This is a genomic window from Roseateles sp. GW821-FHT09H11, from assembly GCF_059415845.1.
This window is the reverse complement of record NZ_JBWKOA010000001.1, coordinates 1,190,759-1,203,434: the sequence shown is the minus strand read 5'-3', so window position 1 is coordinate 1,203,434 and position 12,676 is coordinate 1,190,759. Positions and strand designations below refer to the sequence as shown.

General features: G+C 68.9%; 13 protein-coding genes. 6 read left to right on the top strand and 7 right to left on the bottom strand.

Features of this window, described 5'->3' with window-relative positions; all coding sequences use genetic code 11:
• Positions 1-14: 14 nt before the first annotated feature.
• The 3 genes from AC07PR_RS05010 (at position 15) to AC07PR_RS05000 (ending at position 2,069) form a co-directional block, all read left to right on the top strand.
• Positions 15-1,142, top strand: coding sequence for a cupin domain-containing protein (locus tag AC07PR_RS05010; protein WP_495134847.1), 1,128 nt, complete (start codon positions 15-17; stop codon positions 1,140-1,142).
• 44 nt (positions 1,143-1,186) lie between these two features.
• Positions 1,187-1,711, top strand: coding sequence for a hypothetical protein (locus tag AC07PR_RS05005; protein ID WP_377155538.1), 525 nt, complete (start codon positions 1,187-1,189; stop codon positions 1,709-1,711).
• Positions 1,712-1,868: 157 nt separating this feature from the next.
• Positions 1,869-2,069 (top strand): hypothetical protein, encoded by a 201-nt coding sequence (locus AC07PR_RS05000; protein WP_082938518.1) that lies wholly within the window; start codon positions 1,869-1,871, stop codon positions 2,067-2,069.
• A 284-nt stretch (positions 2,070-2,353) separates the two neighbouring features.
• Here AC07PR_RS05000 and bamC read toward each other — a convergent pair whose 3' ends face one another.
• The 7 genes from bamC to AC07PR_RS04965 all read right to left on the bottom strand — a co-directional run bounded on the left by bamC (position 2,354) and on the right by AC07PR_RS04965 (position 9,082).
• On the bottom strand, positions 2,354-3,514 hold the full coding sequence (gene bamC, locus AC07PR_RS04995) for an NlpB/DapX family lipoprotein (protein ID WP_377155537.1): 1,161 nt from the start codon (positions 3,512-3,514) through the stop codon (positions 2,354-2,356).
• 83 nt (positions 3,515-3,597) lie between these two features.
• Positions 3,598-4,479, bottom strand: coding sequence for a 4-hydroxy-tetrahydrodipicolinate synthase (gene dapA, locus AC07PR_RS04990; protein WP_483106056.1), 882 nt, complete (start codon positions 4,477-4,479; stop codon positions 3,598-3,600).
• A 62-nt stretch (positions 4,480-4,541) separates the two neighbouring features.
• On the bottom strand, positions 4,542-5,213 hold the full coding sequence (locus AC07PR_RS04985) for a class I SAM-dependent methyltransferase (RefSeq protein WP_495134585.1): 672 nt from the start codon (positions 5,211-5,213) through the stop codon (positions 4,542-4,544).
• Positions 5,210-6,013 (bottom strand): SDR family oxidoreductase, encoded by an 804-nt coding sequence (locus tag AC07PR_RS04980; RefSeq protein WP_377155535.1) that lies wholly within the window; start codon positions 6,011-6,013, stop codon positions 5,210-5,212. The genes AC07PR_RS04985 and AC07PR_RS04980 overlap by 4 nt, the downstream gene beginning before the upstream one ends.
• Positions 6,014-6,106: 93 nt before the next feature.
• Positions 6,107-6,244, bottom strand: a complete 138-nt coding sequence (locus AC07PR_RS04975; protein ID WP_377155534.1) for a hypothetical protein — start codon at positions 6,242-6,244, stop codon at positions 6,107-6,109.
• Positions 6,245-6,266: 22 nt separating this feature from the next.
• Positions 6,267-7,490, bottom strand: coding sequence for an MFS transporter (locus tag AC07PR_RS04970; protein ID WP_495134584.1), 1,224 nt, complete (start codon positions 7,488-7,490; stop codon positions 6,267-6,269).
• A gap of 110 nt (positions 7,491-7,600) precedes the next feature.
• Positions 7,601-9,082: an amidohydrolase family protein gene (locus tag AC07PR_RS04965; protein WP_495134583.1), complete on the bottom strand. Its 1,482-nt coding sequence runs from the start codon at positions 9,080-9,082 to the stop codon at positions 7,601-7,603.
• A gap of 214 nt (positions 9,083-9,296) precedes the next feature.
• Here AC07PR_RS04965 and AC07PR_RS04960 point away from each other — a divergent pair, with 214 nt between their 5' ends.
• The 3 genes from AC07PR_RS04960 to AC07PR_RS04950 are packed head-to-tail and all read left to right on the top strand — an operon-like array spanning position 9,297 to position 12,583.
• Positions 9,297-11,297: a DNA topoisomerase IV subunit B gene (locus AC07PR_RS04960; protein WP_495134582.1), complete on the top strand. Its 2,001-nt coding sequence runs from the start codon at positions 9,297-9,299 to the stop codon at positions 11,295-11,297.
• A 15-nt stretch (positions 11,298-11,312) separates the two neighbouring features.
• Positions 11,313-11,858: a GNAT family N-acetyltransferase gene (locus AC07PR_RS04955; RefSeq protein WP_431103104.1), complete on the top strand. Its 546-nt coding sequence runs from the start codon at positions 11,313-11,315 to the stop codon at positions 11,856-11,858.
• Positions 11,855-12,583: a lytic transglycosylase domain-containing protein gene (locus AC07PR_RS04950; RefSeq protein ID WP_483106061.1), complete on the top strand. Its 729-nt coding sequence runs from the start codon at positions 11,855-11,857 to the stop codon at positions 12,581-12,583. The genes AC07PR_RS04955 and AC07PR_RS04950 overlap by 4 nt, the downstream gene beginning before the upstream one ends.
• The last annotated feature ends 93 nt before the right edge of the window (positions 12,584-12,676 follow it).

Genomic DNA, 12,676 nt, shown 5'->3' with positions numbered 1-12,676 from the left:
CCGGCGCCTCCGGCATCGACATCGACGCGAAGCTGCCGCTGCTCGGCGGCCTGAGCCCCGCGCAGTTCATGAAGCGCCATTGGCAGAAGCAGCCGCTGCTCGTGCGCCAGGCCTTGCCCGGCGTGGTGCCGCCGATCGATCGCGCCGGCCTGGCCCGGCTGGCGGCCAGCGACGAGGTGGAATCCCGACTCGTGTCGCAGCAGGACGGCGATCGCTGGACGATGCGCCAGGGCCCGATCGCCAAGTTGCCCGCCTGGAGCAAGCCGCAATGGACACTGCTGGTGCAGGGGCTGGATCTGCACGTCGAGCCGGCCGCGGCGCTGCTGAGCCGCTTCCGGTTCGTTCCCGAGGCCCGGCTCGACGACCTGATGCTGTCGTATGCCAGCGAGGGCGGCGGCGTCGGTCCGCATTTCGATTCCTACGACGTCTTCCTGATCCAGGTCAGCGGCCGTCGCCACTGGCGCATCGGCCGATTGGGCGTGTCGACCACCGGCGAGCTGCGCGAGGACGTCCCGCTGAAGGTGCTGGCGGACTTCGAGCCGGAGCAGGACTTCGTGCTCGAGCCCGGCGACATGCTGTACCTGCCGCCGGGATGGGCGCACGACGGCGTGGCCGTCGGCGGCGGCTGCATGACCGCCTCGGTGGGTTTCCGTTCGCCCTGGCGCAGCGAGTTGGCCAATGAACTGCTGGTCCGCCTGACCGACGACGAGGAGGCGCCGCGCGGCGACCGGATGTATGTCGACCCCCGTCAGCCGGCGACCGGCGAGCCGGGACGCATTCCCGAGGCGCTGACGGCCTTTGCGCGCGAAGCGGTGCTGAGAGCGGCCTCGCAGCCGCTGGCGCTGGAGCGCGCGCTGGGCGAGGCGCTGACCGAGCCCAAGCCCCGCGTCTTCTTCGAACCCGGCGCCGCCTTGCCGCCGGGGCAGGGGGCGCGGCTGAGCGCCCGCACCCGCATGATGTACGACGCGGCCCATGTCTTCATCAATGGACAATCCTTCCGGGCCGGCGGACGCGATGCGACGCTGATGCGCCGGATGGCGGACAGCCGAGCGCTGTCTCCTGCCGAGGTCGCGAAACTGAGCGACGGTGCACGCGATTTGCTGGATCAGTGGACCGAGGACGGGTGGGTGAACCCCGCCTGACCGGTCCCGCCTCCATCCCACGCCAACGTCATGAGGAGTTCGACATGTCGCCGGAACCCACGATGCCAGAAGCTTTGACGCCCGGACTCGTCGAAACCGCCGCGGAGGTCCGGCAAATGCTGCAGCAAGCGCTGCAGCGGGCTGCGGAGCAGGGCGGTCGCGAGCTGTGCTGGCTGGACCCGGACTTCGCCCACTGGCCGCTGTCCGATCCCGCGCTGCTGGATGCCCTGCATCGATGGGCGCTGCCCCACCGCAAATTGCGCCTGCTGGCAGCCCATGACTACGAGACGCTGCGGCGCGTCCATCCTCGTTTCGTCCAGTGGCGCCAGGCGCATGACCATGTGGTGCAGGCGCGCGCCTTCGATCCCGCCGACCTCGCGGAGCGCAGCACCCCCGCTCCCATGGGCCTGCTGCTGGCACCCGGATTGCTGACGATGAAGCTGTGGACGCCGGCGCGGGCCTCTCTTTCGGTACAAGACGCCCGCGAAGAAGCCATGGCCCGCGAGTGGTTTGACGCTATTGAGCAACGGTCTGCCGACTCGTTCGCCAGCAGCACCCTAGGCTTGTAAGGAGATTACAAACTGGTGGCTATAATTGCTGGCTAGGCGGGGGAAGCGCTCGAGGTTTCTCACGTCTTGGTCTGCTGAAGTTCGTACTTGTCATCTGGTACGACTTCATTAATTACCGGTAATTGATTGTTCGTCTAAAAGTTACTTGAGGACAAGTATGAAAAAGTCGATCCTGTTGGCCTCCCTGCTGGCCGTTGTTGCCCTGACCGCTTGCGGCAAGAAGGAAGAAGTCGTTGCTCCCGTGGCCACCCCGGCTCCGGAAGCTTCGGCTCCCGCTGTTGAGGCCTCGGCCCCGGCTGTGGAAGCTTCGGCTGCCGCTTCCGACGCTGCTGCGCCCGCTTCGGCCGCCAGCAACTAAGACGATCTCTCGTCCTGAGAAAGCCGCAAGGGTTCGCCCTTGCGGCTTTTTCTTTGCCTGTCCTTTTGCCTGTCCCAGGCCCATCGCCTTTGCCTCTTCCCCGCTTCGGGAATCCGCGCGCTGAGCGCCCCGCGCTGGTATTAGAGTGGAGTTTACCTAGCCTCGCCCAACCGAATGTGGCCGGTCGCTCCCGACGAATGGCTCGCCAATGAAAACGCCACCCGAAGGTGGCGTTTTTGTTTTGCGCAAACTGATGGCGTACGGTGGTCCGCCATCCAGGGAGATCAGCGCACGTCTTCCATCAGCAGTTGCAGGATGCGCTTGGCCATTTCGTTGGTCTGCTGCTGACCCTTGTCGTCCAGGATCATGACGGTCGAGGTCGTGCCCTCGGTCTTGACCGACACGCGATAACGCACCGCGGTGGACGCGCTGGTCGCGCCGAACAGACGCTGGAAGAAGTTGGGCTCTTCCTTGCCGGCCTGGTTCGGATCGGCGTAGCGCAGGAAGAACAGGCCCTGCTTGCGGTCCCGGTCCTCGATGGTGAAGCCGTGGCGGTCCAGCGACTGGCCGACCCGGCGCCAGGCGCGGTCGAAGTCCTCGTTGATCTTGAGCTGATCCGGCACGTCCGCCAGCGAGCGCGGTGCGTTGCCGCGCGGCGCTTCGGCGAAGGAGGGCGCCGGCTGCTGCGCGTTGGCGACGAGCGTCTTGGCGTCCTCTTCCTTGCCGCCGAGCTTGAGCATCAGGCGCGAGGTCATCTCGGCTTCCAGCTCCGGATCGGAGGGGCGCGGCTGCCAGCCGGTGTCGTCGCGTTGCGAGTTCGTGTAGACCTCGACCAGGCCGCGGTGCGTGACGTAGATGTCGGTGCCGCCCTGCTCGTTGCGCTCCAGGCGGGTGCGGTACTTGTCGCGTTCGCCGGTGGAGTACAGCGAATCCAGCAGCGAGCCCAGCGTCTTGCGGATGAAGTCCTGCGGCAGCTTGGCCTTGTTCTCGGCCCAGTTGGTTTCCATCAGGCCGACGTTCTGGTCCTCGGACTCGATCGTGAAGCCGCGGTCCTGCCAGAAGCCCTTGACCTGCGGCCAGAGCTGCTCCGGCGGCAGCGTGCTGTGCAGCCAGCGGGCGTTGCCCAGGCGGTGGAATTCAATCGTCCCGGCCTTGTCGAGCGCGACGGGCGCTCCGGCGGTGGCGACGGCCTGGCGCTGGGCGTTCGGCTGTGCGGCCAGTTGCGCGGCGCTGATCGGGCCGGTGGGACGGTTTTCCTTGGGCAGCTGCGTCAGGTCCGGCGGCACGTCCAGGCCGGTGGTCTGCTTGGCCTGGGTGCGATAGTCGACCTTGTCGCTGCTGGTGATGCTCTCGAACGTGCTGCACGCCGTCAGCGAGGCCAGCGCCATCAGGCAGGCCACGCGCACCGGAGTGGGCGCGCCGGATTCAGAAAGGGAACGAGTCACGCTGGAGATCTCCGAGGTAGGTCGCTGCGGCCCGCGGCCGCTGAAGGAAAAGGGTGCGGCCGGCGCGCGCCGGCCGGGGGTGATTAGAGCAGGCCGGCTTCGCGCATGGCGCCTTCGACCAGATCCTGGCCGGCGGCGGTCAGCGGCGTCAGCGGCAGGCGCAGGTTGTTGGGGCAGCGGCCCAGCTTGTTCAGGGCCCACTTGCTCGGGGCGGGACTGGGTTCGCAGAACAGCTGCTTGTGCAGCGGCAGCAGCTGGAAGTGCAGCGCGGTGGCCTCGCGCACGCGACCTTCGATCGCGGCCATGCACATCTCGTGCATCGCCTTGGGCGCGATGTTGGCGGTGACGCTGACGGAGCCGCGGCCGCCCATGAGCATCATCGCGATGGCGGTCGCGTCGTCGCCCGAGTAGATGCTGAAACCTTGCGGGGCGTGCTTGATCAGCCAGGCGGCGCGCTCGACGTTGCCGGTCGCGTCCTTGATGCCGAACACGCCGGGCAGCGAGGCGCAGCGCAGCGTGGTCTCCACCGACATGTCCGCCACCGTGCGGCCGGGCACGTTGTACAGCATCATCGGAATGTCGACCGCCTCGGCGATCGCCTTGAAGTGCTGGTAGATGCCTTCCTGCGAGGGCTTGTTGTAGTAGGGGACGACCGACAGCGTGGCGTCGGCGCCGACCTGCTTGGCGAAGCGGCTCAGCTCGATGGCCTCGGCCGTGGCGTTGGCGCCCGTGCCGGCGAGGACCGGCTTGCGGCCCTTGACGTGCTCGACCGCGACGCGGATGACTTCGCGGTTCTCTTCCATCGTGACCGTCGGGGACTCGCCGGTCGTGCCGACGACGCCGATGACGTCCGTGCCCTGGTCGATGTGCCAGTCGATCAGGCTGCGCAGCCCATCGAAGTCGATGCGGCCATCTTCATGCATCGGCGTGACCAGCGCGACGATGCTGCCAACAATTGCGTTCATTGAGGATTCCTCTGGATCGGCGGATTCTACTGAAGCGCCGGGGCGCTTCCGGGCCTGCGCGCTCAGCGCAGCCGGTATCTCGGGTAGACCCCAGGCGGCACATCGCTGTCGCCGCCCCTGCCGCCGCCGCCGTCAAGGCCGGCTGCGGTCGCGGCACCGGCGGCGGGCCGGTTCTCCCGAACGGCAGCAACGCGCTGGACATACCGGCCGTTGACGGCGCCGCCCCCGGTGACGGGGGGCTCCGCCTCGATGAAACCGTCCTCGTAGGCGATCACGCGCAGGCCGTCGACGGCGGCCAGCAACTCGCCGGGCCGCAGCAGGAAGTCCGGTCGCGCGGGCCGGCCGACCGTCTGTTGTCCATCGGTAAAGGTCTCGTAAATCAGCCAGCCGCCGGGCGCGACGGCCTCGATGACGCGCGGCAGCAGCGGGCGCCACAGATAGTTGGTGACGAGCACGACGTCGAAGACGCGGTCGGTCAGCGGCCAGGGTCCCTGCTCGATGTCGGCCTCGATCAGCTCGACGCGGTCGGAGAGCCCGGCGAGCGTCGCCAGCGCCGCGGCGTCGCGGTCGACGCCGGTGACGGCCACGCCTTCGCCCGTCAGCAGGCGCAGATGGCGGCCGGAGCCGCAGGCCAGGTCCAGCGCCGTGACGCCGTCGCGGTCGCGCCAGGCCTGCGCCCAGCGCAGCACCCAGGCGCTCGGGAACGGGGGGCTGGGGAAAGAGGAGAAGCTCATGCGGGGCGTTGTTCCTTCTTGAGGGCCTTCATCGCCATGCGATCGACCATCGCCGGCGCCAGCAGCTTGAGCCAGCGGCCCAGCTTGCCCTTGGCGGTCATGACGATGTCGCGCTCGCGGGCCAGCGTGCCGTCGAGGATCAGTCTGGCGCACTCCTGGACCGGCATCGCGCCGCGTTCGTCGAGGCTGCTCAGCCCCGAGGCGTGCCCCTGCGCGTTGAAGCCCCGATAGCGGATCTGCGTGTCGACGACGCCCGGATAGGCGATGGTCACGCTGACGCCGCTGGCCGCGACCTCGGTGCGCAGCGCCTCGAAGAAGCCGGTCATCGCGAACTTGCTGGCGCTGTAGGCGGTGCGACCCGGGATGCCCAGCAGGCCGGCCAGGCTCGAGACCGCCACGATGCGGCCCTTGCTGGCCTTGAGCGCCGGCAGCGCGGCCTGGGTGCACCAGGCCGAGCCCCACAGGTTGATCTGCATCAGCCGCTGGTACCAGGCGAGGTCCTTGACCTGGTCGAAGAGCGCATGCGCCGACATGCCGGCGTTGTTGACCAGCACGTCGATCGCGCCGAAGGCCCCCAGCGTCGTGCGCACGAGTTCCTGGCAGTCCTCCTGCGACTCGACGTCGCAACGCTGCACGCGGGTGTGGGCGCCGAGCGACTCGCACTCCGCCGCCACCTTCTCAAGCTTGTCGACGCTGCGCGCCGCCAGCACCAGCGAGAGCTTGGCGCCCTCGCGCCGCGCCCATTGACGCGCCAGTTCGGCGCCGATGCCGTCGGAGGCGCCGGTGATGATCACGACCATGTTGTCTCCGTTGTCGTTGCGCTCGTGGCGCTGGTTGTATTCGTCGTCAGATCGTCAGAGAGAAAGCCCGGTTCGGGAACCGGATCAGGTAGATCAGAAACAGGCCCAGATCGCATCGCCCAGCTGCTGCATCAGCGAGGGCTGCGCGTAGGCCAGGAAGACCGCCGCCAGCACGCCGCACGCGCCCAGCCACGCCACGATCCGCCAGAGTCCGCGTCGCCTGCCTGTCATCGTGTCGCTCCGTCGCACGCCGTCAGGCGGCCGCCGTGGCGTGCCGCGTGATCGCGGTCTCGCGCACCGGCAGGTTGGCCAGCATCGCCATCACGCCCAGCGCGATGGCCAGGTACCAGACGACGTCGTAGGACCCCGTCGCGTCGTAGAGCTTGCCGCCCAGCCACACGCCCAGGAAGCTGCCGATCTGGTGGCTGAAGAACACGAAGCCGCCCAGCATCGACATGTGCTGCACGCCGAAGATCTGCGCCACGATCGCGTTGGTGGGCGGCACGGTGGACAGCCAGAGCACGCCCATCACCGCGGCGAAGACGTAGACGCTCGCGGGCGTCAGCGGCACGGACAGGAAGACGATGATCGCGATCGAGCGCAGCAGGTAGATGCCCGACAGCAGGTAGCGTTTGGGCAGCTTCTGGCCCAGCGTGCCGGCAGCGTAGGTGCCGAAGACGTTGAACAGGCCGATCAGCGCCAGCGCGTTGGTGGCGACCTGGGGCGTGAGGCCGTGGTCCTTCAGGTAGCTGGGCATGTGCACGCCGATGAACACGACCTGGAAGCCGCAGACGAAGTAGCCCAGCATCAGCAGCTGGAAGCTGCGGTAGCCGAAGGCCTCGCGCAGCGCCTGGCCGATGCTCTGGTGGTGCGCGCCGTGGACGGCGTCGCGCGCCGGCTCGCGCAGGCCGAAGGCCAGCGGGATGATCAGGCAGGCGGCGATCGCCAGCACGAACAGCGCGTTCTGCCAGCCGGTGTAGCCGATCAGCCAGTTCTCGACCGGGACCATCAGGAACTGCCCGAAGGAGCCCGCCGCCGCCGCCACGCCCATGGCCCAGGAGCGCTTCTCCGCGGAGACGTTGCGGCTGATGACGCCGTAGATGACCGCGTAGGTGGTGCCCGACTGGGCCAGCCCGATCAGCACCCCGGCGCTGCCCAGGAAACCGGCGGTCGACGACGACACGGCCATCAGCGCCAGCCCCGCCGCGTAGAGCAGGGCGCCGGCGATCAGCACGCGCAGCGCGCCGAAGCGGTCGGCCAGCATGCCGGCGAAGGGGCCGGCGGCGCCCCAGGCGATGTTCTGCACGGCGAGCGCGAGGGAGAAGGCCTCGCGGGTCCAGCCGCGGTCCATCGTGACCGGCGTCAGCCACAGGCCGAAGCCGTGGCGGATGCCCATCGACAGCGTGACGATCGCGGCGCCGCAGATCAGCACCTGCCGCATCGACAGGGTGCGGGAGGAGGAAGGGGAGATCGGCATCGCGCTCATCCGGTCAATGTAATGGCTTCATGCGCGTTCCGCTGACGCCTGGATGACGCGGGGCCGCCGCGCTCCCTCCGAAGGGCGATCGATCGGCGGGCCCGCGGCGTTCAGGCGCGCGGGGTCGCGGCGTTGCGGGCGCTCGTCTTCGTGCCCTTGGTGGTCTTGCCCGCGGGCTTGGCCTTCGTGTTGGACGATTTCTTCGTGGACTTCGCGCCGGACTTCTTGCCGGAGGACTTCTTCTGCGCGCCGGCGGCGGAGTTCAGCGCGTTGTTCTCTTCGCCCGCCGTCGCGGCGACGTCCTCCAGCTGCGTCAGCACGCGGCCCTGCTTGATGCGCAGCAGCGGTTTGTCCAGCGCGTCGAGGTCCTCGAGCGGGTTGCCGATCAGCACCAGGAAGCTGGCTTCGCAGCCGGGCTGGAAGCAGCCGAGCTTGCGTTGCGGGAACAGGGCCTTCGGCGTGTCCACCGTGGCCAGTCGCAACAGCGCCGGCTTGTCCAGCACGCCCAGTTGCTCGAGGTGGTGGAGCTCGCTCAGCGCGTTGCCGGTGAACAGGTCCGAACCCACGAGCAACTGGGCACTGGCCGTCCTGAGCCGCTCCAGGTTCTGCTTCTGCACGGCCTCGATGCGCGCGAGCAGCTCCGGCGCCGGCTGGAACAGCCGCGTCGCCACGGTCGCGGTGATGATGCCGATCTTCTTCTCTGCGGCCAGGGCGGCGACGTCGGGCGCAATCAGATGGGTTTCGGGATCCTCGCCATGCTGCGGAAAGTAGCCCGGCAACTCGGCGATGAAATCGGCGCCGGCGCGCACGGCGGCGGCGAAATCGGCGGCGCTCTCGATGTGGACCACGACGCGCCGCTGCTCCGCATGCGCGCGGCGGACCACCTCCGCCACGACCTCGGGCGTCACGCCCAGGCGGCCGCGCTGCTCGGGCACCTGGCGCAGCTCGGGGCGGTCGTGGTAGCTCATGATGACCTTGATCAGGTCGCTGTGGCGGCCGGCGATCAGCGGCCACTTCTGGCCGACCTGCTCGGGCGTGTCCATGACCAGCACCGCCTTGTCGACGATCTGGTCCAGCGCCATCGGCGGCGTGCCCGACTGCAGCATCGCCAGCGGCTGGCCGTCCGACGAGGTGATGCAGGCGGTGGCGAACAGCACGTCCGGCGCTTCCGGCTGCGAGATGCGGGCGCGGATCGGTTCGATCGCGGCCGGGTCGGCGCACAGCATCGCCGCGTAGAACACGCCGTCGCGCAAGTAATCCTGACCGAACTTGTCCAGGCCCCAGGCGCTCTGCAGGTTGTGGTTGTGCGCGTCGGCGAGCGGCGCCACCAGCGTCTGGCCGCGCAGCTCCAGCAGGCGGTTGACCTTGCGGGGCCGCTTCTCGACGAAACGGCCGTCCTCGACGTAGAGCGTGCCGCTCTGCAGCTTCTCGCCGTCGAACCAGCGGGCGTGGCGCAGCTCCATCGCCATCTCCGGGCTGGCCTTGTAGTTGTCAGCCCGGGCCGGCCCCGCCCCGAGGAGGGCGGCCAACACCAGGGCGAGGGGGGGCAGGGGCGCCAGCAGCGGGCGCGAGGAACGGGGCAGGAGCGACATCGGACCAGTCGGGCGGGGGCGTGCGGACAAGCGGCGGATGCTACGTCAGCGCTCCCATGCCGTCGGGGCTCCAGCGGTAACGGGACGTGCGGGAGCGCGTGTGGCGTGCGGCATGCGCGCGAAGGCCGTCTCGTGGGGGTGGAAACCCCCATGGGAACGACCCGTGCCCGCAGGCGTCCGGAAGCGTCGCCGACGCTGCATAGAATCCCGCCCCATGGCAACCAAAGCAGTCACTTCCACCGGCAGCGCTCCTGGCAGCTACGGCGAAGGCTCGATCCGCGTCCTCAAGGGACTCGAGCCCGTCAAGCAGCGCCCGGGCATGTACACCCGCACCGACAACCCCCTGCACATCATCCAGGAGGTGATCGACAACGCGGCCGACGAGGCGCTGGCCGGTCACGGCAAGCGCATCGCCGTCATCCAGCATACCGATGGCTCGATCACCATCGAGGACGACGGACGGGGCATTCCCTACGGCCTGCACCCCGAGGAAGGCGTGCCGGTCGTGGAGATCGTCTTCACACGACTGCACGCCGGCGGCAAGTTCGACAAGGGCTCGGGCGGCGCCTACAGCTTCTCCGGCGGCCTGCACGGCGTGGGCGTCTCGGTGACCAACGCGCTGGCCAAGCGGCTGCAGGTGACGGTCTATCGCGAGGGTCAGGTCGCGACGCTGGCCTTCTCCGGCGGCGACGTCATCGAGCCTGTCGCTACGCGCAAGGCCGAGCTCAAGACCGGCGACCGCAAGCAGGGCACGACGGTGCGCGTCTGGCCCGACGGCAAGTACTTCGAGAGCGCCGACCTGCCCAAGGGCGAGCTGGTGCACCTGCTGCGCTCCAAGGCCGTGCTGATGCCCGGCGTCACGGTGACGCTGACGCAGGAGAAGACCGGCGAGACGCAGACCTGGACCTACAAGGGCGGCCTGCGCGACTACCTGATGCAGGCGCTGCCGGCGGATCCGCTGATCCCGCTGTTCGAGGGCGAGCAGTTCGCGACGGCCTCCGAGAGCGAGAACTTCGCCGAGGGCGAGGGCGCGAGCTGGTGCGTGGCCTTCACCGAGGAGGGTCAGGTCATGCGCGAGAGCTATGTGAACCTGATCCCGACGGTGGCCGGCGGCACGCACGAGTCCGGGCTGAAGGACGGCCTGTTCGGCGCGATCAAGGGCTTCATCGAGATGCACGCCCTCGCACCGAAAGGCGTGAAGCTGATGGCGGAAGACGTGTTCTCGCGCGCCAGCTTCGTGCTGTCGGCCAAGGTGCTGGATCCGCAGTTCCAGGGCCAGACCAAGGAACGGCTGAACTCGCGCGACGCGCTGCGCCTGGTGTCGGCCTTCGTGAAGCCGGCGCTGGAGCTGTGGCTCAACCAGCACGTCGAGCACGGCAAGAAGCTGGCCGAGCTCGTCATCAAGCAGGCGCAGACGCGCCAGCGCGCGGCGCAGAAGGTCGAGAAGCGCAAGAGCTCGGGCGTGGCCGTGCTGCCCGGCAAGCTGACCGACTGCGAGAGCACCGACCTGCTGCACAACGAGCTGTTCCTGGTCGAGGGCGACTCCGCCGGCGGTTCCGCCAAGCTGGGCCGCGACAAGGAGACGCAGGCCATCCTGCCGCTGCGCGGCAAGGTGCTCAACGCCTGGGAGGTCGAGCGCGACCGGCTGTTCGCCAACAACGAGATCCACGACATCTCGGTGGCCATCGGCGTCGATCCGCACGGCAAGAACGACGAGCCGGACTTGTCCGGCCTGCGCTACGGGAAGATCTGCATCCTCTCGGACGCGGACGTCGACGGCGCCCACATCCAGGTGCTGCTGCTGACGCTGTTCTTCCGCCACTTCCCCAAGCTGATCGCCACCGGCCACGTCTACGTGGCGCGGCCGCCGCTGTTCCGCGTGGATGCGCCGGCGCGCGGCAAGAAGCCCGCGGCCAAGCTCTACGCGCTGGACGAGGGCGAACAGACCGCGATCCTCGACAAGCTGCGCAAGGAGGGCACGCGCGAAGGCAGCTGGAGCATCAGCCGCTTCAAGGGCCTGGGCGAGATGAACGCCGAGCAGCTCTGGGACACGACGCTGAACCCCGAGACGCGCCGCCTGCTGCAGGTGCAGTACGGCGAGCTGGACTTCGGCGACACCGAAGGCGCCATCAACAAGCTGATGGGCAAGGGTGAAGCGGCCGCGCGGCGCGAGCTGATGGAGCTGCACGGCGACTCCATCGAAGTCGACGTCTGATTCCCGGACCGAGCCATGCTGGAACACCGCGTCACGCTTCGACCCACGATGCTGTCCGACCTGGACTTCGTCGTCGGCGTGGAGCAGGACGCGGGCAACCGGCCCTTCATCACGCCGTGGGAACGCACGCAGCACGAGGGCGCCGTCCGGTTTCCGGACGCGCGGCATTTCATCGTGGAGCTCGATGCCGAACGCGCGGGTTTCGTGATCCTGCAGGGCTGCCGCAACCCGAATCGTTCGGTGGAACTCAAGCGCATCGTGCTCGGCCCGAAGGGGCAGGGCGTCGGTCGCCTGTGCGTGCGGCTGCTCAAGAAGATGGCGTTCACGCAGCTGGGGGCGCACCGCTTCTGGCTGGACGTGAAGGGCCGCAACACGCGGGCGCAATCGCTGTACCTCAGCGAGGGCTACGTCGAGGAAGGCCGGCTGCGCGAATGCGTGCGGGCCGAGCCGTTGGCCGATGCTGAAGGCGTCATGGGCGAGGGCTACGACGACCTGATCGTGATGTCGCTGCTCCAGCGCGAGTACGAGGCGCGCGCCGCGCAGGGCCTGGAGGCGCCATGAGCCATGGCCGCCCCACGCCGCGCGGACGCGGGCTGCGCAAGCGGCTGGCGCTGAGCATCGCCGTGGCCTTCGCGGCCAAGATGTCGCCGGCGCATGCGGAGCTGTGGGGTTACGTGGATGCCGATGGCATCGCGCATTTCGCGCCGGTGCAGGTGGACAGCCGCTTCCAGCCGGTGATGTCGCCGCTGAGCGGCATCCGGCGCGTGCCGGGCAAGACCGACCACGGCCAGCGCATGCTGACCTGGCTGGACATCGCGCCCGAGGTCAAGGCCGTGCAGCCGTATCTGCGCGAGGCCGCGGCCGCGACCGGCATCGACGCGGAGTTGCTCAAGGCGATCATCGCGGTCGAGTCCGGCTTCAAGCCCGACGCGGTGTCGCCGCGCGGCGCGACCGGTCTGATGCAGATCACCGCGGTCACGGCGCAACGCTACGCCACGCCGGAAGAATTGCGGCGCACCGGCTACCTCCAGGATCCGCGCACCAACGTGCTGATCGGCGCGCGGATGCTGGCGGACCTGACACGGCGCTTCGGCCGCCTGGACGCGGCGCTGGCGGCCTGGAACGCCGGCGAAGGCGCGGTGCGTCGCGCAGGCGGCCACATGCCCGACATCGACGAGACGCAGGCGCACGTCCACCTCGTGATGGAGCTCTACTGGGCGCTGCTGCAGCGCAGCCTCGGCAGCCGGGCCAGGCAACTGACGATGGTCGCGGCGCCGCTCGAATGAGCGGTCGCGGCGACCGGCGGACGCCGAAGGATTCCTGAGCAACAGATTCCCGGGAACGTTCCCAAGCACCTTCCCAAAGACATTCGCAAGAAC